Origin of the sequence: Saccharopolyspora galaxeae (genome assembly GCF_016526145.1) — a bacterium.
Classification (GTDB): domain Bacteria; phylum Actinomycetota; class Actinomycetes; order Mycobacteriales; family Pseudonocardiaceae; genus Saccharopolyspora_C; species Saccharopolyspora_C galaxeae.
Map to the genome: position 1 here is coordinate 275,255 of NZ_JADDUE010000001.1, position 24,703 is coordinate 299,957.

19 protein-coding genes are annotated in these 24,703 nt (G+C 70.4%); 10 read left to right on the top strand and 9 right to left on the bottom strand.

Features of this window, described 5'->3' with window-relative positions; translation table 11 throughout:
- The first annotated feature begins 17 nt into the window (after nucleotides 1-17).
- Nucleotides 18-632, top strand: coding sequence for a helix-turn-helix domain-containing protein (locus tag INP57_RS01265; protein WP_307849840.1), 615 nt, complete (start codon nucleotides 18-20; stop codon nucleotides 630-632).
- 150 nt (nucleotides 633-782) lie between these two features.
- Here the strand turns inward: INP57_RS01265 and INP57_RS01270 are convergent, their stop codons facing one another.
- Nucleotides 783-1,658, bottom strand: coding sequence for an LLM class flavin-dependent oxidoreductase (locus INP57_RS01270; RefSeq protein ID WP_200068136.1), 876 nt, complete (start codon nucleotides 1,656-1,658; stop codon nucleotides 783-785).
- Nucleotides 1,659-1,830: 172 nt separating this feature from the next.
- Between INP57_RS01270 and INP57_RS01275 the strand changes: the two genes are divergently transcribed.
- Nucleotides 1,831-2,646 carry an HAD family hydrolase gene (locus tag INP57_RS01275; protein ID WP_200068137.1) on the top strand — a complete coding sequence of 272 codons (816 nt, stop codon included), beginning with the start codon at nucleotides 1,831-1,833 and terminating at the stop codon, nucleotides 2,644-2,646.
- Nucleotides 2,647-2,653: 7 nt separating this feature from the next.
- Here INP57_RS01275 and INP57_RS01280 read toward each other — a convergent pair whose 3' ends face one another.
- Complete coding sequence (locus tag INP57_RS01280) at nucleotides 2,654-3,892, bottom strand: glycosyltransferase 87 family protein (RefSeq protein WP_200068138.1); 1,239 nt, start codon at nucleotides 3,890-3,892, stop codon at nucleotides 2,654-2,656.
- A 283-nt stretch (nucleotides 3,893-4,175) separates the two neighbouring features.
- Between INP57_RS01280 and glf the strand changes: the two genes are divergently transcribed.
- The 6 genes from glf to INP57_RS01310 all read left to right on the top strand — a co-directional run bounded on the left by glf (nucleotide 4,176) and on the right by INP57_RS01310 (nucleotide 11,304).
- A complete protein-coding gene (glf, locus tag INP57_RS01285) occupies nucleotides 4,176-5,360 on the top strand; it encodes a UDP-galactopyranose mutase (protein WP_200068139.1) in 1,185 nt (394 codons plus the stop codon).
- Between the two features lies 1 nt (nucleotide 5,361).
- Complete coding sequence (locus INP57_RS01290; RefSeq protein WP_307849841.1) at nucleotides 5,362-7,350, top strand: glycosyltransferase; 1,989 nt, start codon at nucleotides 5,362-5,364, stop codon at nucleotides 7,348-7,350.
- A gap of 123 nt (nucleotides 7,351-7,473) precedes the next feature.
- Nucleotides 7,474-7,992 carry a phosphatase PAP2 family protein gene (locus tag INP57_RS01295; RefSeq protein ID WP_200068660.1) on the top strand — a complete coding sequence of 173 codons (519 nt, stop codon included), beginning with the start codon at nucleotides 7,474-7,476 and terminating at the stop codon, nucleotides 7,990-7,992.
- A 205-nt stretch (nucleotides 7,993-8,197) separates the two neighbouring features.
- Nucleotides 8,198-9,154, top strand: coding sequence for a decaprenyl-phosphate phosphoribosyltransferase (locus tag INP57_RS01300; protein WP_233626697.1), 957 nt, complete (start codon nucleotides 8,198-8,200; stop codon nucleotides 9,152-9,154).
- A gap of 139 nt (nucleotides 9,155-9,293) precedes the next feature.
- Nucleotides 9,294-10,253, top strand: coding sequence for a D-alanyl-D-alanine carboxypeptidase family protein (locus INP57_RS01305; protein ID WP_233626583.1), 960 nt, complete (start codon nucleotides 9,294-9,296; stop codon nucleotides 10,251-10,253).
- A gap of 112 nt (nucleotides 10,254-10,365) precedes the next feature.
- Complete coding sequence (locus INP57_RS01310; RefSeq protein WP_307849843.1) at nucleotides 10,366-11,304, top strand: hypothetical protein; 939 nt, start codon at nucleotides 10,366-10,368, stop codon at nucleotides 11,302-11,304.
- 133 nt (nucleotides 11,305-11,437) lie between these two features.
- Here INP57_RS01310 and INP57_RS01315 read toward each other — a convergent pair whose 3' ends face one another.
- The 5 genes from INP57_RS01315 to INP57_RS01335 all read right to left on the bottom strand — a co-directional run bounded on the left by INP57_RS01315 (nucleotide 11,438) and on the right by INP57_RS01335 (nucleotide 18,633).
- Nucleotides 11,438-12,706 (bottom strand): NAD(P)/FAD-dependent oxidoreductase, encoded by a 1,269-nt coding sequence (locus INP57_RS01315; protein ID WP_233626584.1) that lies wholly within the window; start codon nucleotides 12,704-12,706, stop codon nucleotides 11,438-11,440.
- Nucleotides 12,703-13,107, bottom strand: coding sequence for a GtrA family protein (locus INP57_RS01320; RefSeq protein ID WP_200068140.1), 405 nt, complete (start codon nucleotides 13,105-13,107; stop codon nucleotides 12,703-12,705). Before INP57_RS01320 ends, INP57_RS01315 begins: the two co-directional genes overlap by 4 nt.
- A complete protein-coding gene (locus INP57_RS01325; RefSeq protein ID WP_200068141.1) occupies nucleotides 13,094-14,101 on the bottom strand; it encodes a glycosyltransferase family 2 protein in 1,008 nt (335 codons plus the stop codon). Before INP57_RS01325 ends, INP57_RS01320 begins: the two co-directional genes overlap by 14 nt.
- A gap of 172 nt (nucleotides 14,102-14,273) precedes the next feature.
- Nucleotides 14,274-17,516 carry an arabinosyltransferase domain-containing protein gene (locus INP57_RS01330; RefSeq protein ID WP_307849844.1) on the bottom strand — a complete coding sequence of 1,081 codons (3,243 nt, stop codon included), beginning with the start codon at nucleotides 17,514-17,516 and terminating at the stop codon, nucleotides 14,274-14,276.
- 184 nt (nucleotides 17,517-17,700) lie between these two features.
- On the bottom strand, nucleotides 17,701-18,633 hold the full coding sequence (locus INP57_RS01335; RefSeq protein ID WP_200068143.1) for a helix-turn-helix domain-containing protein: 933 nt from the start codon (nucleotides 18,631-18,633) through the stop codon (nucleotides 17,701-17,703).
- Nucleotides 18,634-18,998: 365 nt separating this feature from the next.
- Between INP57_RS01335 and INP57_RS01340 the strand changes: the two genes are divergently transcribed.
- Both INP57_RS01340 and INP57_RS01345 read left to right on the top strand, forming a co-directional pair.
- Nucleotides 18,999-19,487, top strand: coding sequence for a hypothetical protein (locus INP57_RS01340; protein WP_200068735.1), 489 nt, complete (start codon nucleotides 18,999-19,001; stop codon nucleotides 19,485-19,487).
- A gap of 95 nt (nucleotides 19,488-19,582) precedes the next feature.
- Nucleotides 19,583-20,506, top strand: coding sequence for an alpha/beta fold hydrolase (locus tag INP57_RS01345; protein WP_200068144.1), 924 nt, complete (start codon nucleotides 19,583-19,585; stop codon nucleotides 20,504-20,506).
- Here INP57_RS01345 and INP57_RS01350 read toward each other — a convergent pair.
- Both INP57_RS01350 and INP57_RS01355 read right to left on the bottom strand, forming a co-directional pair.
- Nucleotides 20,484-21,434 (bottom strand): LGFP repeat-containing protein, encoded by a 951-nt coding sequence (locus tag INP57_RS01350; RefSeq protein WP_233626587.1) that lies wholly within the window; start codon nucleotides 21,432-21,434, stop codon nucleotides 20,484-20,486. The two genes, INP57_RS01345 and INP57_RS01350, sit on opposite strands and share 23 nt — an antisense overlap.
- Nucleotides 21,435-21,593: 159 nt before the next feature.
- Nucleotides 21,594-24,611 (bottom strand): arabinosyltransferase domain-containing protein, encoded by a 3,018-nt coding sequence (locus INP57_RS01355; RefSeq protein ID WP_200068145.1) that lies wholly within the window; start codon nucleotides 24,609-24,611, stop codon nucleotides 21,594-21,596.
- Between the last annotated feature and the right edge of the window lie 92 nt (nucleotides 24,612-24,703).

Below are 24,703 nucleotides of genomic sequence, written 5' to 3' on the forward strand. Positions count from 1 at the left end.
CGCTTATGGTGGTGAGCGTGTCGGATCACTCGGACGAGGTGCACGGATCGCGCGGTGCGGCGCACAGCCGTGTGCTGACCGGGCTCGGCGACCGGATACGCCGCCTGCGCACCACCCGCGAGCTGCCGCAACGGGATCTCGCAGGCCGGGCCGAACTCAGCGAGGAACACCTCGCGGGAGTGGAGCAGGGCGATGTCGCCCCGTCGCTGGCGGAGCTGACCAGGCTGGCGGACGCGCTGCAGGTCGCGCTGGCGGAGTTGTTCACCGACGAGGCCCCCGGCCCGGCCGCGGTCGTGCTGCGCGCCGAGGAGGCGCCGACCGTCGAGTACGGCGACATCGCGGTGCAGGTCCTCACGCCGCGCTCGGTGATCCCCGGGATGTACGCGGCCCGCTACCGGTTGTCGCCGGCGAGTTCCGGGGTGCGGCCGGTGCAGCACGAGGGGCACGACTGGTTGTACGTGCTCAGCGGGCAGCTGCGCATCGAGTTCGAGCAGGACGCGGTGACGTTGTCGCCCGGCGACAGCGTCAGCTTCAGCTCGAACGTGCTGCACCGGCTGGTCGCGCCCGATGCGGCCGCGGAATTCCTGGCCGTCGGCGCCACCCTGCTGGGCGATGCCGGTTCCGCTGCTTGACCGGTCGGAAGCCGCTGGTGATCCCGGGCGCGATTCGTCCCGGAGACCGCGTGGACCCGCCCGTACGGCGAATCGGGATCAGGACCGATTCGCGCGCCGGGCGGCCTTGTTCCGAAGAATCCGGACGAATGCGGCGGTACCGCCGGAAACTCACAGTTCCGGCAGCACTTCTGCCGCGATGTCCTCCACGGTCGACTCAGTTCCCGCGTACGGCTCGTCCGTGCGCGGCCAGTGCGTGATCACGTCGGTGAAGCCGAGCTCCTCGGCCCGTCCCACCACCTCGCGGAAGTACTCGAGGCTGCGCATCGAGTAGGCGGGCGCCGCGTCCGCGGACAGGTACCGCTGCACCCGCTGCGGATCGCGGCCCTCGTCGGCCATCGTGTCCGCGAACCGCTTGGTCAGCTCGGCCACCCCGCGCCACCAGGCTTCGAGGTCGTCCTCCGCGGCCGGGCCGGTGGTGACCCAGCCCCGGCCGAAGCGCGCGGCCAGCCGCATGCTGCGCGTCCCGTTCGCAGCGATCACGAACGGCAGCCGCGGCATCTGCACGCAGCCGGGCGCCCGGCGCGCTTCCACCGCCGTGTAGTGCTCGCCGTACCAGGTGGTGCAGTCCTGCGTGAGGATCTTGTCCAGCAGCTCTACGAACTCCGCGAACCGGTCCACGCGGGTGCCCGCGTCCGGTTGCGCCCCGCCGAGCACCGTCGTGTCGAAACCGGGACCGCCCGCACCGATGCCCAGCGTGATCCGCCCGTCGGAGACGTCGTCGAGCGCGAGCACCTCCCGGGCGAAGTGCACCGGATGCCGGAAGTTGGGCGAGGCGACCAGCGTGCCCAACCGGATGTTGGAGGTGACCGTGGCCGCTGCGGTGAGCGTGGGCACCGCGTCGAACCAGGGTTTGTCGACCAGCGATCGCCAGCCGAGGTGGTCGTAGGTCCAGGCGTGGGCGAAGCCGTATTCCTCGGCCATCCGCCACAGCGGTTCCGCGGCCCACCACCGGTGTTCGGGCAGTATCACAATCCCAACGCGCACATCGATGACCGTATCGGTACTACCCAGATGTGTTCGACCCGATGCGGTCCGTGCCGCGCGCCTCGGCGCACAACTCGATCCGGTTTCGCCCAATTCAGGAAAGATCCACACGCTCAGGTGAAGACAGATTAATCCGGACCAATGCTGACCTGCGGCTCGCCAGCATGATCGCGTGAACAAACCGGATCTTGTCGCATCCGATCTGGACGGCACCCTGCTGGACCCGTCGGTGCGAGTGAGCGAGCGGACCGCGCGCACCGTGCGCGCGGTCGCGGCGGACACCCCTTTCGTGCTCGTGACCGGAAGGCCGCCGCGCTGGGTGCCGCAGATCGTGGACGGGCTCGGCGTCGCGGGCGTGGCCGTCTGCTCCAACGGCGCGGTCATCTACGACGCCGAGGCCGACCGCGTGCTGCACAGCACCGACATCCCGCCCGAACGGCTGCGCGACGCGGCACGGGAGCTGCGGGACGCGTTGCCCGGCTGCACGTTCGCGGTGGAGCGCTCCACCGAGCGCGCCCGGGACCGGGTGGACGATCAATTCCTCGCGGAGGCGGGGTTCCACCGCGTGTGGCCGAACCGGGACATCCGGGTGACCGGCGCGGACGAGCTGTTCGACCGGCCCGCGGCGAAGCTGATGGTGCTGCACGAGCAGCACCGGGGCGCGGACATGGTTCCCGCGGTGCACGACGTGCTCGGTTCCCGGTTGTGCCTGACCTGCTCGATCGGAGGCGGTCCGGTCGAGCTGTCCTCGCCGGGGGTGGACAAGGCCAGCGGGCTGGCGTTCGTGGCGGGCGAGCTCGACGTCGAGCAGGATGCGGTGATCGGCTTCGGCGACATGCCCAACGACATTCCGATGCTGGACTGGGTCGGTCACGGCGTCGCCATGCGCAACGCCCATCCCGGTGTGCTGGAGGTGGCCGACGAAATCACCACCTGCAACAGCCAGGACGGCGTCGCGCAGGTTCTGGAGCGCTGGTGGACGAACTGACCGCGGATCAACTTCCCGGGCCCGCCACGGTGGCGGGCTCGGGCCGAGCCGGGGTGGCCGCGCGATCGCGGTGCAGGAAGAACGCGACCGTTGCGGCGATCAGGAAACCGATGCCGAACAGCGTGTAGGCGTTGCCGACCACCTGCTGCGAGAACGTCCAGTTCAGTTCCTTGTCGTCGGTGTAGGGCAAGTACCACTGCGGCCCGATCAGCACCACCAGCGTCGCGAACAGCACCGACAGCTGCACTCCGTACCAGCGGTGCCGCAGCGCCATCGCGAACAGCAGGGCCAGCGTCGGCGCCGCCCAGACCCAGTGGTGCGACCAGGAGATCGGGGAGATCAGCAGCACCAGGATCGCGTTGATCATCAGTGCCAGCGGGGTGTTGCGCGTGTTCAGCGCGTAGCGCATCCCGAGCACGGCCAGCACCAGCAGCAGCACCGAGCCGCCGATCCACAGCCCGTCCAGCGCACCACCGGTGATGTCCTGCTTGGCCAGCAGGCTGCGCAGCGTCAGGTTGCCCGCGTAGACCGCGCCCATGTCCTCGCCGGTGGACCACATCTCGCTGAGCCACCAGTCCGCCGAGTCGTTCGGCGCGGCCAGCAACCCCACCAGCACCGTCGCGGCGAACGTGCACGCCGAGATGGACAACGCCCGGAAGTCCTTGCGCAGCAGGAACAGCAGCAGGAACCCGAGCGGGGTGAGCTTGACGGCCGCCGCGATCCCGACCAGCAGCCCGCGCGGCCAGCGGGTGCGCGGCAGCAGGCAGTCCGCGGCGACCAGCGCCATCAGCACCAGGTTGATCTGCCCGTAGTTGATCGTGTCGCGGGCCGGTTCGATCAACGTGATGAACGGCAGCAGCGCCGCGGTGCCCACCGCGACCAATCCCGCGCGCGGGGCCAAATACGGCGAGGAGCGCGCCAGCGAATACGCGGTGACGAGGATCGACAAGTGCGACAGGATCGCGACCGCGACCACCGCGCCGTCCTCGGACAGCGCCGTCAGGGGGCTGAACACGATCGCCGCGAAAGGCGGGTAGATGAACGGCAGCGTGCTGCTGTCCGGACTTTCCGGAGTGAGATCGCCGCTGTAGATCTCGTAACCGTTCAGCCACGCTCGGGCACCGAGCCGGTAAATCTCGGTGTCCATGTATCCGCGGGTGTCGATCCAGTGCACGAACCAGATCGCGAGCACTTCCAGGACTATCGCCGTGACCAGCAGGTACCTGCCGTCGCGTACCCGAGTCACGCTTTCGATCACCTTCCCGGTCAAGGGCTGCTCGCGGGCGGCGACGATGCTACCGAATCCGACTCGCCGAGCGGGTCGCCGACCGGAGCGATATTGATTCGCGCGCACTGCCGCAGACGACTCCGGAGTGTGGCGAAATATCACTGTTCGTGGTAGCCAATCCGTCCTGATCGGACTTCCGACCACCCGTATGGCCAGGAAAAACACGGGTGGTAACGACATCGGGCGAAGAACGTCAACGCGGTTTCGGAGCGCGCGGCGGCGGCCGCTACCCTCGACGGCTGTGAGCTTCGCAGGCTATGACCTGATCGTTGTTGGTTCCGGGTTTTTCGGACTGACGATCGCAGAGCGCGCCGCCACCCAGCTGGACAAGCGGGTGCTGGTGCTGGACCGACGTGACCACATCGGCGGCAACGCCTATTCGGAACCGGAACCGGAAACCGGGATCGAGGTGCACCGCTACGGCGCGCACCTGTTCCACACCTCGAACAAACGGGTGTGGGACTACGTCAACCGGTTCACGGATTTCACCGATTACCAGCACCGGGTGTTCACCCGGCACCAAGACCAGATTTACTCGTTCCCGATGAACCTGGGCCTGTTGTGCCAGTTCTTCGGGCGCGCGTTCTCGCCGGACGAGGCGAAAGCGCTGGTCGCCGAACAAGCCGCGGAGGTGGACACCGCCGAGGCGCAGAACTTCGAAGAGAAGGCGATCTCGCTGATCGGCCGCCCGCTCTACGAGGCATTCATCCGCGGCTACACGGCCAAGCAGTGGCAGACCGATCCGAAGGAACTGCCCGCCGCGAACATCACCCGGCTGCCGGTGCGCTACACCTTCAACAACCGGTACTTCAACGACACCTACGAGGGTCTGCCGGTCGAGGGCTACACCGCCTGGCTGGAGAAGATGGCCGAGCACCCGAACATCGAGGTGCGGCTGAGCACCGACTACTTCGACGTGCGCGGCGAGCTGCCGGACGCCCCGGTCGTCTACACCGGGCCGCTGGACCGCTACTTCGACTACGCCGAGGGCGAGCTGGGCTGGCGCACCCTGGACTTCGAGTCCGAGGTCGTGCCGACCGGCGACTACCAGGGCACGCCGGTGCTCAACTACGCCGACGAAGAGGTGCCCTACACCCGGATCCACGAGTTCCGGCACTTCCACCCGGAGCGGGACTACCCGAAGGACAAGACGGTCATCGTGCGGGAGTACTCCCGGGCCGCCGAGAGCGGCGACGAGCCGTACTACCCGATCAACACCACCGACGACCGGGCGAAGCTGGAGGCGTACCGGCAGCGGGCCAAGGCGGAGGCCAAGGACCGCGGCGTGATCTTCGGTGGCCGCCTGGGCACCTACAAGTACCTGGACATGCACATGGCGATCGGCTCGGCGTTGAGCATGTTCGACAACAAGCTCGTCCCATATTTCACCGAGGGCCGCCTCCTGGACGGCTCGCTGGAGGACTGACGTGACCGACCGGACCCCCGCCGCGTCCGGGGCTGCCGCGCAGCCCGCCGGGACCGGCCAAGCCACCGAGGGCGAGAGCAAGCTCAGCGACGTGACCTCGGTCCGCTCCGGCGGCCGCCGCAAGGTGGCGCCGGAGCAGGTGCTGCAGCGCGTGGTGTTCCCGCGCGGCGAGGACCCGCTGGACGTGCGCGCGCTCTACATCGACGAGCCGCAGGTCGGCACGACCACCGTGTCGTCCCGCCGGTCGATCAAGGTGCCCGCGCACAACAAGATCTCGCTGGCGTCCTACTTCAACGCCTTCCCGGCCAGCTACTGGAAGCGCTGGACGAAGGTCGACGAGGTGGTCCTGCGGCTGAAGGTCAAGGGCGCGGGCCGGCTCGACGTCTACCGCTCGAAGCCGAACGGCGACAGCGTGCACCTGGAAGGTGCGCCGGTGTCCAGCGGGAAGGCCTGGACCTACCTGGAGTTCCGGGTCGCGATGCAGCCGTTCGAGGACGGCGGCTGGATCTGGTTCGACGTGTTCACCAACGACACCGCGCTGGAGATCGACGAGGCGGCCTGGACCACCGACGTCGAGCTGCCCAAGCAGAAGGTCGTCGTCGGCACCACCACGATCCGCCCGCAGGACTGCGTCGTCGCGTTGCAGACCCTGGGTGAGGACCCGCAGGTGCTGGACGTGGTGGAGAAGGTCGTCGTCGCCGACCAGGGCGGGCAGAAGATCCGCGATACCGAGGGCTTCGAGCTGGCCGCCGAGCGGCTCGGCGAGAAGCTGCAGGTGATCGAGCAGGCCAACCTCGGCGGCTCCGGCGGCTTCACCCGCGTGATGTACGAGGGCGTGCACAACTCCGACGCGGAGCAGGTGCTGCTGCTCGACGACGACATCGCGCTGGAACCGGACGGCGTGCTGCGCGCGAACGCCTTCGCCCGCGCCGCGACCCAGCCGGTGATCGTCGGCGGGCACATGCTCAACCTGCAGGCCCGGTCCCGGCTGCACACCATGGGCGAGGTCGTCGACGTCGGCGCGGGCATCTGGCGGGCCGCGCCGGGCGCGGTCACCGACTACGACTTCGCGAAGACCCCGCTGCGCAAGAGCAAGAAGCTGCACAAGCGGATCGACGCGAACTACAACGGCTGGTGGATGTGCCTGTTCCCGCGCGAGGTCGTGGAGAACACCGGGCTGCCGCTGCCGCTGTTCATCAAGATGGACGACGCGGAGTACTCGATCCGCGCGGCCGCGCGCGGCTACCCGACGGTGACGCTGCCGGGCGCGGCGGTGTGGCACATGCCGTGGACGGACAAGAACGACGCCACCGACTGGACGGCCTACTTCCACACCCGCAACCGGCTGATCATGGCCGCGCTGCACAGCCCGGAAGAGGTGCGCCAGGTCCTGGTCAAGCAGGGCCTGAAGCTGACCCTGCGGCACCTGCTGTCCATGGAGTACTCCACGGTCGCGGTGCAGCAGAAGGCGATCGAGGACTTCCTGTCCGGTCCGGACGAGTTGTTCCGCTCGCTGCGCACCGCCCGGCCCGAGGTGGTCGAGCTGCGCAAGCACTACGACGACGCGAAGACGCTGCCGTCGGCGCGGGAGTTCCCGCCGCCGTCCGCGGACCCGATCATGGCCGAGGGCCTGCTGAAGCCGCCGGTGAACCCGGCCGTGATCGCCGCGCGCGCCTCCAAGGCGCTGCTGCACAACCTGAAGGATCCGGAGCGCGAAGCGGGCGAGCGCCCGCAGCTGAACATCCCCGCGGACAGCGCCCGCTGGTTCCTGCTCGGGGCGCTGGACAGCGCGACGGTGTCCAACGCCGACGGCAGCGGGGTGGCGTTCCGGCGCCGCGACCCGGAGGAGTTCCGCAGGCTCGGGTTCCGCGCGTTGGCGAACTACCGCAGGCTGGCCCAGGAATGGCCGCGGCTGCGCGAGCGCTACCGCGCGGCGCTGCCCGAGCTGACCAGCCCGGAGTCCTGGAAGCAGGTCTTCGACGAGACGTGAGCACGCCCCCGCTGCAGACCATCCTGCCCCGACCCCGGAGACGAAGTGACTGCTGAACCGACGACGAAACCAGGCGCGACCGGCGCCGCGGAGCAGGAGTTCATTCCCGGCACGGACGAACCGATGCCGGAGGTCACCAACGAGACCCTCGCCCTGCGCAAGGTGCAGGGCACGCTGGCCAAGCCGCCGGTGGTCAAGGCGGCCAAGGCGATGTCGCTGTTCGGCGAGCACGCGGCCGGTTGGCTGGCGATCGGCGCCCTGGGCGCCGTGGTGGACCGCAAGCGCCGCGGCCAGTGGGTGACGGCCGCGGCCGGGGTGGCCGCCGCGCACGGCGCCTCGATCGCGGTCAAGCGGGTCGTGCGGCGCAGCCGCCCGGGAGACCCGCAGGTGAAGGTGCTGGTCGGGACGCCGAGCAAGCTCAGCTTCCCGTCCTCGCACGCGACGTCGACCACGACCGCCGCCGTGCTCTACGGCGGCCTGGTCGGCAAGCGGCTGACCCCGGCGCTGGTGCCGCCGATGATGGTCAGCCGGATGGTGCTGGGGGTGCATTACCCGAGCGATGTTCTCGCCGGCTCGGCGCTCGGCGGTGCCGTGGCGCTGGGCGTGCGGCGGTTCATGAGACGGCGGAGGAACCGTGGCTGACAAGAACGAGAGCGGCGCGACCGTCAGCGAACCCGAAACCGATTCCGGCGCCGCCGGGACGAACGGTGTCGCGGCCGCGCACGAGGACGCTGGCGAGAACGGCCAGGTCGTGACGGAGACCGACGGCGAGCAGGCCGCGCGCGAAGAGGTCGAGGCCGACGCGGACGGCTCCATCGGCTCGGAGGCCGGCGGCAGCGCCGCCGTGCTGGAGGAGACCACCGAGCAGGCCGAGGACGACAAGGACAAGTCCTCGGACGCCTACCACGCGAAGGTGACCGCGAAGGCGGGCACCGTCGGCGGCCTGATCAGCGGCCTGATCAAGGAGCTGCGGCCGAAGCAGTGGGTGAAGAACGTCCTGGTGCTGGCCGCCCCGTTCACCGCGGGCGCGCTGTGGGACCCGACGATCCTCGCCGACGCGGCGCTGGCGTTCGTGGTGTTCTCGATGGCCGCTTCGGGCATCTACTTCATCAACGACGCCATCGACGTGGAGTCCGACCGCCAGCACCCGACCAAGCGGAACCGGCCGATCGCGGCCGGTCTGATCCCGCTGCCGGTCGCGTACCTGGTGTGCGGGCTGCTGCTGGGTGGCTCGCTGGTGATCTCGGGCGTGGTCAGCATGGGCCTGCTGACGGTGATGGCGGTCTACATCGGGGTGCAGCTGGGCTACTGCTTCGGGCTCAAGCACCAGCCGGTGATCGACCTGTGCATCGTGGCCTCCGGCTTCCTGCTGCGCGCGGTCGCCGGTGGTGCCGCGGCCGGGCTGGTCATCACCCAGTGGTTCTACCTGGTGGTGGCGTTCGGCTCGCTGTTCATGGTGGCGGGCAAGCGCTACGCCGAGGTGAAGCTGGCCGCCGAGACCGGCGCGAAGATCCGCAAGTCGCTGAAGGCGTACTCGCCGTCGTACCTGCGGTTCGTCTGGGCCATCTCGGCGGCGATCACGATCATGAACTACTGCCTGTGGGCCTACGACATCCGCGCGATCGAGCAGTCCCGCTGGGGCATCATCTCGATCATCCCGATGGTGATCGCGATCCTGCGGTACGCGGTGGACGTGGACAAGGGCGTCGCGGGCGAGCCGGAAGAGGTCGCGCTCAAGGACAAGGTCCTGCTGGTCCTGGGCGCCTGCCTCGCGGGTTGCCTGTTCCTGGCGTACTACCTGTAAACCGCCGGCGGAAGTACGCGAACGCTCGACCGGGGTTTTCCCGGTCGAGCGTTCTGCTTTTCGCGGGTTGCCGCGGGGTCCTCCCGGTTGTCGCCGCAAGGACGACCTTTTCGCCCGCTCCGTTCGTAGTCTCACCGGCATGTGCGCAGTGCAGAAGGCCGGTGTCCGGTCGCGGCGCAGACCGGTGCTGGCGGTGAGCGCAGCGGTGGGCTGCGCCGCGTTCCTCGGAGTTTCCTGCCTCGCGTGGTCGGCGGATTTCCCGCTCGGCTCGACCGCGGGCCACGTCGTGGTGGACGACGCGAGCGGCGAGGTCGAGTCGCAGGACAACGAGCACCTGAAGTTCCGCGCCGCGTCGGTGGTGAAGCTGCTCATCGCGCTGGACCACCTGGAACGGCTCGATCCCGACGTGCCGATCACCGAAGACGACCGGTTGCTGCTGCAGCCGATGTTGCGCTCCAGCAATGACGACGTGGCCACCGCGTTGTGGGCGGAGGGCGGCGGGGTCGAGATCATCGAACGCGCGGTGGACAAGATCGGCTTGTCGGACACCGAACCGCCGCCGGCGGGCCAGGAAACCACCTGGGGCTACACCAGGATGAGCGCTTCGGACGTCGCCGCGACCTACCGCTACATCAGGCACGGGGCCGATCCCCGCACTCGGGATTTCATGCTGGAGAACCTGCGGCGGCACACCGCCTGCGCCGCCGACGGTTTCGACCAGTCCTTCGGCCTGCCCAGCGCCGCGCCCGAGGTGGGTGCGGTCAAGCAGGGCTGGTCCGGTTTCGGCGCCTCGCCCGCGTCGGGCCGCAGGTGCAACGGCTCCGACGATCCGGCCCGCACCGGTGAGCTACTGGCCGATCTCGCGGGGCAGGCGGTGCGCGCGCCGGCCCCGGTGGACGACGTCCCGGCCGCGGCGGACGACGTCCCGGCCGCGGCGGAGCAGGCAGCGGACCCGAACACGACGCGGCGAGCCATGCACACCACCGGCATCGTCGACGACAAGATCGTCGTGCTGCTCACGCTGCAACCCGACGGCACCACCTGGCAGACCGCGGCGGACGCGGTGTCCGAACGCACCGGCGAGTTGCTGCAGAGCTGATCTCCGCGGCGGGCCTCCGGGGTTCTGCGATCTCTTCCGGGCTGTCGAAGGGAATCCCCGATCTTCCGTCCGAAGTGGACCACTCGGCCGCGTAGCGGCATAGGCTCCGCTCGTGGCCAGTATTCGAAACCTCAAACATGCCAAGGAATTCGGTCGTTTCGTCGGTGCCGCGGCGGTCGGCCTCGCACTGCTGGCGTCTCCGGGAGTCGCCTCGGCCGCCGAACTTCCCGCGAACTCCACCGCCGCCCACGTCGTCATGGACGAGTCGGGCGGGAAGGTCCGTTCGAAGCACGACGAGCACCGGAAGTTCCGCGCCGCGTCGGTGGTGAAGCTGCTCATCGCCGTGGACCACCTGGAACGCCTCGACCAGGCCAAGCCGATCCCCGAGGAGGACAAGCTGCTGCTGCAGCCGATGCTGCGATCCAGCAACGACGACGCGGCCAGCGATTTCTGGGTGCGCAACGGCGGCGCCGAGATCATCGAGCGCTCGGTCGCCAAGATGGGGCTGCAGGACACCGTGCCGCCGCCCGCCGACCAGTCGAGCGTTTGGGGCTACACCGGCACCAGCGCCTCCGACATCGCCAAGACCTACCGCTACGTCCTGGACAAGACCGATGCCCGCACCCGGGACTTCGTGCTGACGAACCTGGGCAAGCACACCAAGTGCGCCGCGGACGGTTTCGACCAGTCCTTCGGCCTGCCCAGCGCCGCGCCCGAGGCGGACGCGGCCAAGCAGGGCTGGTCCGGCTTCGGCGACGGTCCCGCGCCGGGACAGGAGTGCAACGACTCCGACGATCCCGCGCGCACCGGGCAGCTGCTGTCCTCGGAGCCGGTCCAGCGCTCCAAGGCGTCGGCTTCGGCGGAAAGCCGCGGCGGCGCTCGGCCGTTCGCGGCGAACGGCGACGTGGACCTCACCCGGCGAGCCATGCACACCACGGGCATCGCGGACGGCAAGATCGTCGTGCTGCTCACCCTGCAGCCCGATGGCACCCCCTGGCAGACCGCTGCCGACGGGGTGACCGCCAGCACCGAGGAGCTGCTGGCCGGCTGACCCGCGGCCAGCGCCTCCGGGCCGCACCGCCTCGCCGACCGCTCACCGCGCGGGCGCCGCACCTCCGGGCCCGGGCGTTGAGCGGTTCTGCGCGGCGGGGCCGCTGATTCCGCCCGCTACCGCCGCTGCCTGCTCACGACGGGCGGTCGAGCCCGAGGCGGCGGGTGACGTCGTGCGCCATCCGCACCGCATAGCTCTGCCCGCGGTCCTGCGGATAGATCTGGGACATGGTGGCGAGCGTGACGCCGGGCATCGGGGTTTCGTGCGCGGGGATCAGCGAGCGGTATTCCGGGGTGACGATCGGCTGCGCGAAACCGGCCTTGGAGAAGTGCCAGTTCGAGATCCACGACTCGTCGAAGTCCGGGTTCAGCTTGCGCAGCCACGGGATGTAGCGCTCCAGCAGCTCGGCGGGCTCGGTGGTGAACCGCCAGTCGTCGCGCGGCACGTAGTTGCCGACGTAGACCACGTGCTTCCCGCCGTACTCGGCGCGGTCGACCATCCGGGTGTGCTCGACGACGGCGAGGAACGGGAACTCGGTGTCGTTGATGTTCAGCCAGTAGTACGGGATCAGGCTCCGCTCGCACTCCAGCACGAAGCAGGTGGCGCCGAGGTACTGGTTGCGCCACAGCACGTCGTCGGATTCGAGGTCGGCGGCGCGGGCGAACGCCGGCTGCGGAACCGTCACGATCAGCCGGTCGAACTCGTACTCGGCGCCGTCGGCGGTGCCCACCGCCACCAGGTCGGGCTGGCTGATCGAGCTGACCGGTTTGCCGAACTCGACCCGCCCGCCGCGCGCGGTCACCGCCTCCAGCAGCGCCCGGTACACCTGCTCGAACCCGCCGTGCACGTAGCCGAGGCCGAACGTGCGGTAGTGGATCCGCGCCCACAGCCAGGCCATCGAGATCTCACCTGCTCGCTCGCCGAACTTGCCGGTCAGCAGCGGTTCCCAGATGGTCTCGGTGACCCGGGGCCCGGCCCAGCGGCGCATCCAGTCCAGCGCGCGCACCGAGTTGAACCGGGAGCCGTCGCGGACCGCTTTGAGCGCCGCCGAGCTCGCCCCGAACCGCAGGCGGTCGAGCAGCGAGAACTCGGGGAACCGCAGCATTTCCGCCGGTGTGCCGAACGGGTGCGTCCGCCCGCCGTAGTAGACGCCGGTGGCGGGGGAGTGGAAGCGCAGCTTGTCGCCCAGGCCGAGCTCCTCGACCAGCTCGATCATCGCCCGGTCGGTCTTGAAGCTGTGGTGGTAGAACCGCTCCAGCGGTGTGCCGCCCACCTCGATCGAGGCCGCGAGCCCGCCGAGTTCGCCGGAGGCTTCCAGCACGGTCACGTCGTGGCCGGCCTTGACCGCGTCGAACGCGGCGGTCAGGCCGGTGGCACCCGCACCGACGACACCCAGCTTCATCCGAAACTCCACCTCTTGTTGATCAAGTACTGCAGCCCGACGACCAGCGGGATCGCGGCCGCTTTGACCAGGTTCGGATTCCAGCCGAACGCCCCGGAGCCGAGCTGCAGCAGCAGGAACGTCAGCGCCATCCCGGCCAGGCCGACCGTGTAGAACCGGGCGAACCGCCGCAGCAGCCGGTCCCGGGTGCGGAAGTTCAACCAGGCGTTGAACACGAAGTTGTTCGCGATGCCCACGCTGGTGCTGATCGCGTTCGCCACCTGCTCGTGCATCCCGGCCACGTTGAACAGCAGCAGGAACAGCAGGTAGTCCAGGGTGACGCCGCAGACTCCGATGATCCCGTAGAGCACCAGCGCGCGGCTCGGCAGCGGCAGTTTGACCTGCTGCTCAGTCCTGGTCATGCCGGATCTCTCTGCGCACGATGTACAGCGGCCGCTGCTGGACCTCGTGGTAGATCCGCCCGATGTAGCTGCCGATCACGCCCAGCGACAGCATTTGCACCCCGCCGAGGAACAACATCACCACCATCAGCATCGTCCAGCCGGAAACGGTGATCGACGGCCACAGCAGCCGCATCGCCACCGCGTACATGATGCCGATCGCGGCCAGCGCCAAGCTCACGAACCCCACCCGAGTGATCAGCTTCAGCGGTGCGGTGGAGAAACCGGTGACGCCGTCGGCGGCCAGCCGCACCATCTGCTGCAGCGGGTACTTCGTCTCGCCCGCGGCGCGCTCGTCCCGGTCGAACAGCACCTCGGTGTGCTGGAACCCCATCGAGGCGACCATGCCGCGGATGAACCTGCTGCGTTCGCGGAAGCCGCGCAGCTCCTCGGCCGCGCGCCGGTCGAGCAGGCGGAAATCGCCGGTGTCGGTCGGGATGTCCACTTCGGCCCAGGTGTGCAGCAGCCGGTAGTAGGTGTGCGCGGTGAGCCGCTTGAACCGGGTGTCCTGCCTGCTGCGCCGCCGCGCCGAGACGATCTCGGCACCGCCGCGCCAGGCGTCGATCAGCTCCAGGCTCACCTCCGGCGGATCCTGCAGATCGGTGTCCATCACGATCACCGCGTCGCCGTCGGCGTAGTCCAGGCCAGCGGTGATGGCGATCTGGTGGCCGAAGTTGCGGGCGAAGTCCAGCACCCGCACCCGCGGATCGGCGATGGCGAGTTCCCGCAGGATCACCAGCGAGCGGTCCGCGGAACCGTCGTTGACGTAGATGAACTCGTAGTCGAATTCGGGGCGCGTCCCGGTGGCCGCGAGCAACGCGCGGTGGAAACCGCGGATGCCCTCGGCTTCGTTGTAGACCGGCAGGACGTAGCAGATCCGCAGGCCGGTTCTCGCGCGCTCGCGCCGCGGTTCCGGCGACGGCACGGGTACGGCTTCGCCGATCGTTTCCGCCACCTGAAAGACCTCCCTCGCTCCCACCCGCTGCGTGGACGCCGCGGACCGCCGGTGCGTTGCCCGTGGAACGGGCCCGGGCGGGGCGGTGCCGGGCGCACTCGCGCACGATCAGTTTTGCGCAGCACGGCCGCGGTTCGCAGCCCGATCGTTTGATCGTTATGTGCGCGCGGGGTCAGGGATGCAGGTTGCCGGGCTCGAACGGGTACTCGCCGTCGCCGTCCGCGCCGCCCTGCCGCACGCGGCGGGTGCGGGTGTCGTAGGCGTCCCGTTCCACGTCGTAGCTCACCGACAGCACGTGGCCCCAGATCACTCCGGGCGCACCGCGCAACCGGCTCGGAGTCTCCAGGCGGCGGGACTGGCTCAGCGCGCCGGTGAACACACCGCCGTAGGACGGGTCGAACGCCATCGAGCCTTCTCCGCCGGGCGGGGTGACCAGCACGCCCGGACTGTCCGCGGTGCCCCGCGTGACGCGCGGGTAGTCGATGTGGCACGGGAACAGGAAGCTGATCGGCCAATCGACCAGCGCAGGCCGCCCGCCGTCCAGAACGTCGCGCAGCGGCACCACATCTCGCACCGCCGGGCCGCCGAACGCGAGCCAGCCCTGCTCGTCGGTGGTGGTGTCGGTGGCGCGCAGCCGCACCCGGTCGGTACCGGCGGGCAACTCGTTCGCGTCTACGGTGAGCAGCCGCCAGGAGCTGAAGTCGCGCCAGTCGACGGGCCTGCCCATCCGCGGATCCTCGAACGGGAGCTGCTGCGGCGGTGCGTCCCGCAGCGTTCGCGAGCCGAGGCCGCGCGTCCCGGAACCGGTCGAGCCGCCGAACTCCATGCGCAGGTCGTTGCCCTGCTCGGGGCGTCCGGCGACCCACACCGACAGCACTTGCCCGGGGCGCGGGCGGGGCAGCTCGAACCAGCCGGTGGTCACTTCGCCGACGGTCCGCGGCCCGTTGGCCAGGCTGTCCCACATCAGCGGACTCGCCTCGGCCGGTGTCGCTTCCGGGCCGGTCGGGCGCAGCGGTCGCTCGCCCGGCGGGCGGCGCAGCAGCGGTTCCTGCGGGGGCCATCCCGGACGTCCTTGATTCGCGGCGAAGCCGCTGCCCGTCTCGCCGCTGCCTGCTTCGCCGGTGTCGTCCAGCGGGCCGTCGGTGATCCGCAGCGTGCCGTTCTCGGCCAGCGGCAGCGTCTCCACCTCGTTCTCGATGCCGCAGCTGCGCGCGCGAACGCTGTCCCAATTGGACTGAGCGATGGAGAATTCGCCGGCCTTGGCGGGCGCCTGCGCGAACGAGCCGAGCAGCACCCCGACCATCACCAGCGCGGACAGCGTGAACAGCGAAGAAGCAGGCAGCGTGACCGCCGAAGCGAGCACCCGCAGCCGCACCAGTCCGTATGCCGCGAGCCCGACGACGGCGGCCGCTGCCAGCCACGCCAGCGGGCTGTCCAGCGGCAATCCCAACGGCCGCACCGGGGCGTCCGACCACGCCATGCCGAAATCGGAGTACTGCCACCACGAGTTCGGCCCCATGAACGACAGCGCGGCGGCGACCGCGGCGGCCACCGCGCCGAACAGGCCGAGCAGCTTCGCCTCCCGCCGCGCGGACTCCAGCACGCCCGTCCGGGACAGCAGCACCACCGTCGCCGCCAGCAGCGCGGGCGCGAGACCGGCCAGCGCGCCGAAGTGGTGCGTCCACTTCGACGGCGTGAACCACAGCGTCGCGAACACCGCGACCACCGAGCCGAGCAGCAACGGCAGCTCCGGCATCCGCGTCATGCGGTGCAATCCACGCATCGCGCACCCGGCGGTGATCAGCACCGCGGTCACCGTCAGCAGCACGGCCAGCCGTTTGCCCGCCGAGCCCCACGAGGTGGTGCCCAGCAGCTCCGCGTACCGGTCGATCTCCTGGTACCAGCCCAGGCTCGGCCCGAACTCGTTGTGCACGGCATTGGCCTGTTTGAGCCCGTTCCAGGTGGAGTCGGTGAACATCGCGACCACACCGACCGCGCCGAGGCAGCCGAGCAGCGCGACCCGTGCGGGCAACACCAGCCACCGGCTGACCGTCCCGGGGCGCAGCAACAGGCGCCGGATCCGCGGCGCGAACATCGCCACGATCAGCAGTGCGGCGATCCCGGTGGGCGTGACAGCGACCGTGAGCCCGGTCAGCAACGCGGCGGCGCCGAGCCATCCGAACGGCGAGCGCGCGCCTTCGGCGCTCGCCCGCAGCAGCGCCGCGACGACACCGGCGGTGCCGAGCGCGACGAACGCCTCCGGCCGGATGCCCAGGTCGAACGGCAGCCAGCAGACGAGGAAGAACACCGCGGTCAACAGGTGCAGCGGCACTCGCCGGGTGCCCCGGCACAGCCGCGCGACGATGCCGTGGCCGAGCACCAGCCAGGTGAGGAAACCGGCGACGACGCTGGGCACCCGCAGCCACGCGGGCGCCAGGCTGTAGTCGGAAACCCAGCGCATCAGGTGCTGCACCAGCGTGAACGGGGTTTCCGAGGCGTTGAACCAGCGGTAGAAGTTGCCGATGTCGCCGGTCTCCGCGAAATTGCGCACGGTCAGCATCGCGAAGCCGTCGTCATCGCTGAGCGGTCCGATGACCAGCCACGACGCGAGCGCGGCAGCCACCGCGGCATCAGTCAGCAGTATTAGTGAAGTGTTCCACCGAATGCGTCGGCGCAGTGCCAGCCGGACCCCGGTCCACGTCGGCGGCGCGTGCGCGACCAGCAGCAGTAGCGACACCGCGGCGAGCAGGATCGCGGTGAGCGCCAGCGACCTCTTCAGCGGCGTCGGGGACGTCTCGAACCACGAGTAGGTGCGGGCGTCGACCGACAGCTGCGCCGCGTCCGGCGGCGCGAGCCCGGTGCGGAAGGTGAAGACCTCCGGCGCGGCGACTCCGGGCAGCGTGATCACCGGGCTGTCGCCGATCGAGACCTGCGAGTCGTGCCCGTCCGCGCGCACGGTCAGGTCGCAGTCGGCAGGCAGCGGCGGCAGCGGCACTTCGCGCTGGCCGAGCACCAGTTCCGGCTCGCCCGCCGCGGTGCTCAGCACCATGCCTTCGCGGTCGCTACCCGGCGGCAAGGTTGACAGCAAGGTCGTCGGCGCGGGCTTGTCCAGCGCTGTGCGCAGCACCGGGCAGGGCACCGTCGCGGTGAATTCGGCAGGCCGGTAGGGAGCGAGCAGGGCGGTCGTGGACACCGCGGGTTCCTCGGCGGACGGCCAATGCACGTCCGTGCGGTCCGCCCACACCGGCGCGAACGGCAGCACCAGCGCGCAGATCAACCCGGCCACGCCCGCGAACAGCGCCAGCGAGTGCGCGGCCCACCGAGCCCGCAGCGCCGCCCGCGCTTCCAGTTCGTCGAGGCGGGAGCGCTGCGCGATGTCCGGGTCGTCCGCGCGGACCGGGCTGCTGGGCTCCACGGCACCGTCCTCAGATCGCCAAGCCGGGTGGGGTAGCGAAGGCATTCTTCCCCACGCGCCACAGCGGTTGCGGGTTGCCGTCTGCGGCCACGACCCGGGCTATCAGCGCGGACCGGCGGCGGCCAACGATCCTGCGCGGCAGCCGATCGAACCGTGGTCCCTTCGTGACCGGACCGAGAGCGGATCAAGCCCCGAGCAGCTTCTCCAGCAGCTCGGCACTGCGTTCGGTGTTCAGCGCGGTGTCCTGGAGCCGGTCGAAGGTGCGCGCGTACCAGTCGGTCTGCGCGTTGCTGTCGAGGTAGCTGGAACCGATCAGCTCCTCCAGGTAGACCACCGAACTCGGGGTCGGCTGCTCGGTGCGCACCAGCTGGAACGACGTGGCCATCGCCGGGTGCGCGCCGGTGTCGAAGGGCAGGATCTGCACCGCGACGTTCGGCAGATCGGCCAGCTCGCGCAGGTGCTCCAGCTGGTTCTGCAGCACCGGCTCGCCACCCACCGGGCGGCGCAGCACGGCTTCGTTGAGCACGGCCGCGATTTGCGGTGGCTGCTCCCGGTCGAGCACCGTTCTGCGTTCCTCGAGGACCGCGGAAAGGCGTTCGAGTTCTTCGTCGCTCAGGCCGGTGTCGGCGGCGCGGTTGATCGCCTTCGCGTAGTCGGCGGTCCGCAACAGCGCGGGCACGAGTTCGGACTGGTAGATCGAGACCGCGGTGGCAATGCTTTCCAATGCGACGAAACGTTGCGCCCAATCGGGAACGCGAATCTGATTCCGCTTCCGCGCCTGGCGGGCGAGTTCCAGCACGGCTTCCGTCGGATCGCCGTGCACCCCGTAGAACCCGACGAGCAGCCGGACGTCACCCGGGCCGATGGTGGCCTTGCCGGTTTCGATCTTGCTGATCTTCGGTTTGGTGCACTCCAGCGCGAGCGCCGCCTCGGCCTGCGTCTTTCCGCAGCTCTCCCGCATGTCGCGGAGCAGCCGTCCCAGTCGCAGGCGGGCCACGGGCGGGCTCAGCGCGCGGTGCGCGACGCTGTCCGCGGGAACGCCTCCGGCGGAGCCATCGGCGCGGATGCGCTGCCGGCCAACGCCCTCCCGGGAGAGGCTCTCGGCGGTGCGGCTCATGATTCCCCTTCTGCTCGGATTGTCTGATCCGGATGCGATCCGGTGGTCTGATCCGCCGGTGGTTCGGTCCGGTGATCGGGCGGGCTCCGGCGCCGGAATGACATGGCTTCACTTTCAGTTCTTCCAGCGGAATCCGCGCACGGCAACCAAGATCATCCAATTGGGTAGTTCCCGGTGCGAAGCAGGTTTCTTTATCGTTCATGAGGGCGGTCGCCACTGCGGGATATTCCCGCCGCTCCGGACCGAGCGAACCGGTGGAACCGCCCGGAGCGAGTCGCAACGGGCACGGAACAGCAACGGGCAAGCAACAGGAATCCGGCCGCCGGTGCATCCGGCGAGAGCTCCCGAGACGCGAGGAAGCGAGCATGAGCATCGAAATCTGCGCGACGATCGCGCTGTTCGCGCTGGCCACCGCGGTTCTGCTGGCGTTCCCGCTGCGCAGCGGCAACGGCGAGCACGCGCACGCGGGCCCGGGCACGTTGACGGTGCACCGCCTGCACGAGGTGGTCGCCGCGCTGCCCGCCGGTCCTGGGCTGCCCGCCGGTCCTGCGCAGCTCGCCATTCCCGAACCGGCCGCTCCCGCATCGGCCCGGTCCCGGACCCGAACCGGCTCGGCCGCCGCCGAACCGGACGACGAGGACATCGCCTGGCCCGAGCACGACTGGTCGGAGTACGTCGGCAGGCACCGCCTGAGCACCGACAACCCGATCTTCCACCGGCTCGCGATGGGCGTGTGGCTCTACATCCACCGCCATCCGCACTCGCGGGAGGCGGGCAACCGCCGCTTCCGGCATCCCGGAAAAGAGTTCGTCGTGTTCAACAAGCCGCCGCTACTGTTGGACCAGCCGTTCTGATCCGCCGACCGCAGGCGGCGCTCCGGGTGATCGGCGAGGCTCCGGCGGTTCCGGGCTCGCCGTAGCGGCGGGGTCGCAGCCGGGACCGAGGCAGCTTGTCCGCCGGCACCTCTCCCACGCTGCTACTGGTGCACGGCGCGGCCTCCACCGCGCAGGTGTGGGGCCCGCTGCAACGCGAGCTCGCGCTGCTAGGCCACCGGACTCTCGCGGTGGACCTGCCGGGGCACGGCACCCGCGCGCACCATCCCGCCGGTTACCACCAGTCGCCGCAGGACCTGGAAGCGTTCGCGGCCGAGCCGTCCGCGCTGGCCGGGATCGGACTCACCGACTACACCGACGACCTGCTGGCGGTGGTGCGCAGGCTGGCCGAGCACGGCCCGGTGGTGCTGGCGGGTACGAGTGCGGGTGGAGTGCCGATCACCGCGGTCGCCGAGGCCGCTCCGGAGGTGGTCCACGGCCTGGTCTACCTGTCCGCGTGGTGCGCGGTGCGCTCGGCCACCGTCGGCGAGAACGCCACCTGGCCCGAGCACTCGGGCAACCCGTTCGACCAGATCCCGTGGCCGCAGGTGGGCGACCCGGAGCGGCTCGGCGTGGTCCGGCTCAACCTGCGCAGCGCCGATCCCGACTACTTGGCGAAGGCGCACGCGGCGATCATGGCCGAGGGTTCCGCGGACGAGTTCCGCGCGCTGCTGGGCACCATGGAACCGGACGTGAACTTCCTGCTCGGAACCCAGCGATGCCCTGCGACTCCGCAGCGGTGGGGCCGGGTGCCGCGGCACTACGTGCGGTTCACCGCGGACCGAGCGATCCTGCCCGCCGCGCAGGACCGGATGATCGCCGAGGCGGACGCACTGGCGCCGCGGAACCCGTTCCGGGTGCACTCCGTCGACGCCGGGCACGTCGGTTACCACAGCCGTCCCCGCGAGCTCGCCGAACTGCTGGACGGGATCGTGGCGGGTTCCGCCCGGCCCGCGGACCAGGCGGAACCCGCGCGGATCACGACCAAGGACCGTCGCTGACGCCGCCGGTGACGGGGTCGAACAGGATGTAGCCGCGCTGGAAGTCCACCTGCGTGCCGCCCTCGACCTCGTGCGGATCGGAGGTCGGGTAGCCGAGGTATCCGGACTGCCGGTCCAGCTCGTCCCAGCGCGCCAGCACCGCGCCGGTCAGCCAGTGCGCACCGGCGTCCGGGTGCCAGTAGGCAACACCGGCTTGCTCGCCGGAGAACTCGTTGTAGCGGCCGACGCCGTCCGGCGCCGCCAGCTCGTCGGTGACCGGGTAGCCCAGCGGCCCGGTCTCGGAGCCCTGCGCGATCCAGGCGTCGCGGATCGCGCCCTGCACCGAGTGCGTGCCGGTCCGCTCGGTCGAGTACACCGATGCGCCCGCGGCGTCCGGCCCGACGAACTGGTTCTGCTCGCCGAGCCCGTCCGGCGTGGCCTCGGTGGTCGTCGTCGGATACCCGAGGTAGCCGACCTCCCAGCCCTTCTCCGCCCAGAACGCCCGCACCGCGCCCCACACGCCCTGCGCGCCGGTGTCCGGGGTCCAGTAGATCGAGGCTTCTCCGCGGGTGCCGCCGGTGAACTGGTTGTAGCGGCCGACTCCGTCCGGCGCGATCAGCTCGTCGCTGGTGGCGGCCCCGAGCGACGCGTAGCCGCCCGCGGAGTCGTAGCGGGCGGCGATGTCGCTGTGGATCTCGGCGACCCCGGTCCGCTCGGTGTGGAACAGCCAGCCGTGCTGGAACTGCCGGTAGGTGACCGCGCCGTCGCCCTGTTCGGAGTCCACCGGGTCGCCGAGCAGTTCCCGCAGCGCCGCGTCGTTCCAGTAGCGGTCTTCGATCGGCGTGAACTCCCGGACCTGTGCGGGTGGTGCGGCGGAGGCGGGCGCCGCCAGTGCATCCGGGGTGGCCAGTGCGACCGGGGTGGCCGGTGCCAGCGGGAGGACGGCCAACGGTAGAAGGGCGAGAGCGGTGCCCCAGCGTGTCGTGTTCAAGTCGGGTCCCCTTTTTTGTTGTCCGACACGGTCACCGCTCGCACGCACCGGCCACCGCGCCGGTTTGCCGCCGTCCGGCAAATTCACCGGTTCGGCCGCACGGCCCGGTTCCGGGCGCTAGTCCCGCGCATCGCCGTCCCGGTCGGAGCGCTGCACGCCCGCATTGCCGTCGATGTCCCCGTAGTCGTTGTCCGCGAGGGTCGGCAGCCGCGTCCACCCCTGCCGCGTCACCTGCCGCACGTCGAGGTCGTACTGGCCGACCGGGTGCAGGTAGCGGTTCACGAACACGTTCCCCCACGGCAGCCGGGGCGGTCCGCCGGGCAGTTCGGCGGGCAGCTTGGTCTGCACCCACGTTCGCGAGGTCTGCACCCACGCGCCGGCCCACGGCAGGTTGCTGATGTTGTCCAGCCATTCCGACGGCAAGCCTTCGTCGGCGGTCAGCCGGACCTCGGGCGTCTCGGTGATGCCGTTGTGCACCGACACCTGGTTCACGCACGGCCACAGCGGCGCGGCGATGTGGTTGGCGAACACCGTGCGCCCGCGGGTGACCTCGGTGACGGGCCGGGATTCGGTGGCCTTCGGCTCGGCGACCGCGAGCCAGCTGTTCGCGCCGGTGATCCGGTCGACGGCCACCACCCTGGCGGCGTCCGGTCGAGCCTGCGGCACCGGCGCGGAAACCTGCTGCCATTCGCGCAGTGCCGAGCGCCGCAGGTCCGGCGTCAGTTCCGCGGAGCCGGTGACGGTGAAGCCGTCACCCGCGGCGTGCCCGAACTCGACGCGCAATTCCTGCCCTTCGAGCCCGCCAGCGACGGGCACGGTGATGTTCGTGCCCTCGCCTGCCAGCGGGTACCACGGGGTGACGAGCTTGCCGACGCTCGGCGTGGTGCCGTCCGGGCGCGCGTCGTGCCAGAGCGCGGTGGGCGAACCCCACGGGCTCGTCGGAATCGGAGGCTGGGCGCCGGAGCCCGCGAAATCGTCGTACACCTCGGCCTGCCCCACGGGAGCACCGAGCTGACGCTGCACCGGCAGCTGCACCCGCGCATCGGAAGCCAGCCCGCACCCGTCGCCGAAGGCGGTCTGTATCCCGCTGCGCGCCACCGTCCACCCCGGTGCCTGCGCGATCGGCGCGTACACGAACAGCGCGCCCATCAGCAGCACCGAGCCGAGCGAGGCGGTCACCAGCACGGCCCGGTCCGCGCTGATCCGCACGAGCTTGCCGGACCGGCGTCGCCAACGCGCCCACAACCACGTGCCCAGCGCGAGCGTCAGCCACGGCAGCGGGTTGTGCAGGAAGAGCGGGCCGATGTGCGGGAGTTGGTCGTCGGCGGCCGGGTTCACGTGGTTGCCGAACCGCTGTCCGGCGTCGGTGAACGGGATCCACCAGTTCTTCCCGGCGAAGCTCAGCGACACCGCGCCGATCAGCACCAAGACGCTGCCGATGCTGATCACCGCCCCGGCCCGCCGCGGCAGCGGGGATCGCAGCAGCACGGCCGCGAGCAGCACCGTCGGAGCGGCGGCGATGGAGTGGAAGTGGTTCACCCACTTCGTCGGGCTCAGCGCGATCAGGCCGAGCGCCATGGCGGTGGTGATCGCGCTGGTGAGCACGAGCCGCCGGATCGGGTCACGCCCCATGCCGCCGCGCCCGCTGGCGACGGTGACAACGGCCAGCACGCCCAGCGCGAGCAGCACCGGCAGCCGCCGCGCCCAGCCCGCGGTGTTCAGCAGCGTGTTGTAGTGCTCGAACTCCTCGTACCAGGAGAACGACAGGTAGTACCACTTGTGCACGTCGGTGGCCTCGAGGACGTCGCCGAGCGTGGCGTCGGCGAAGCCCACGGGCACGATCACCGAGGCCGATGCCGCGGCCAGCAGCAGCACCCCGGCCCGCTCCGCCCAGCTCTGCTCGCGCAGCCAGCGCAGCACCCAGGGCACGCTCAGCAGCAGCGGGGCGGCCGCGACCACCCCGGACGGCGAGGCGGTGACCGCGAGCGTGGCGCACACCGTGCCCGCGGCCAGCGCCCCGACCGACCGCTGCGCCCGCGCCGCCTCGGCGAACACCAGCGTCGCCGCCGCGAACAGCACGATCACCGGCTCCGGACGCAGCGTGGTGCCGTAAGGCAGGTACCAGACCAGGTGCGCGACCAGCAGCGCCCACGGCACCGCCCGCAGGTTCGCCGTCCGGCCGAGCATCGTCGCCAGCAACACCCGCAGCAGCGCCCACGTCGCGAGGCCGCAGAGCGTCGGCACCAGCCGCATCCACCACAGCGACCATCCGCCGAGCCAGCCCCAGACCTGCAGCATGTACTGGCTGAGCCCGAAGGGGTTCTCCGTGGCGTTGTACATGTAGACGAAGTTGCCGAGGTAGCCGGAAGCCTCGGCGTTGCGGGCCATCATCATGTACCAGCCGTCGTCCATGTTGGCCGGTCCGAGCAGCACCCACGCCACCGAGACCAGCACCACGACCGCGTCCGCCGGTGCCGGCCGGGGAACCCGCAGGCGGTGCATCGACTGCGTGCCGCGCCATCGCCGCCAGGCCAGCACCAGCAGCAGCGCCAGGCAGCACGCGTGCGCGATCAGCAGCACCGTTTTCACCGCGGTGGGGCCGGATTCGTAGCGCGCGTCGGTGTGCAGCTCGACGCCGAGCCCGGGAGCGCCGGGGACGTCACTGGCCAGTTCGGCCACCTGGGGCGGCAGCAGGTCCGGCCGGGACACCAGCTCGTGGCCGTCGCGCAGCACCTGCACGCCGCCCGCGTCGGCGTGCACCCGGTAAGCGCAGTCGCCCGCGGGCAGCGGCTCGGCCAGCAGTTCGTCCACGCCGTATCCGAAGTGGACGGTCCCGGAGCCTGCGGTGACGCGCAGGCCGGGTCCTTCCGGCGACGTGCTCAACGCCGTGCCGTCCTGCGCGTCCACCGCGTGCAACGCCCCGCACGGGATCGTCGCGTCGAACTCCAGCGGCCGGTACGGCGATAGCGGCAGCACCGTCGACGATGCCGGAGCATCGGCTTTCGGCCAGCGCACCACCGGGTCGTCGGCGCGGACCGGAGCCAGCACCGCCAACACGCCGAGCAGCAGGGTCAAGCCGCCGAGCGCCGCGAGCAGCGCGGCACCGGCACGCGAGGAACGTGAAAATAAGCCCACGTTTCGTTGATCGCTGACCAGCGTGAATGCTTTTCCGTGGTTGGATTGCTATCCGATTACGATCGTCTGATCTGCGGAAATACCCCGGAGAT

Coding starts and splice junctions, on each gene's coding strand:
- INP57_RS01295 (WP_200068660.1), top strand. CDS start 7,474: ATGCCGGAGGTCACCAACGAGACCCTCGCCCTGCGCAAGGTGCAGGGC.
- INP57_RS01305 (WP_233626583.1), top strand. CDS start 9,294: ATGTGCGCAGTGCAGAAGGCCGGTGTCCGGTCGCGGCGCAGACCGGTG.
- INP57_RS01315 (WP_233626584.1), bottom strand. CDS start 12,706: ATGAAGCTGGGTGTCGTCGGTGCGGGTGCCACCGGCCTGACCGCCGCG.
- INP57_RS01320 (WP_200068140.1), bottom strand. CDS start 13,107: ATGACCAGGACTGAGCAGCAGGTCAAACTGCCGCTGCCGAGCCGCGCG.
- INP57_RS01335 (WP_200068143.1), bottom strand. CDS start 18,633: ATGAGCCGCACCGCCGAGAGCCTCTCCCGGGAGGGCGTTGGCCGGCAG.
- INP57_RS01340 (WP_200068735.1), top strand. CDS start 18,999: ATGAGCATCGAAATCTGCGCGACGATCGCGCTGTTCGCGCTGGCCACC.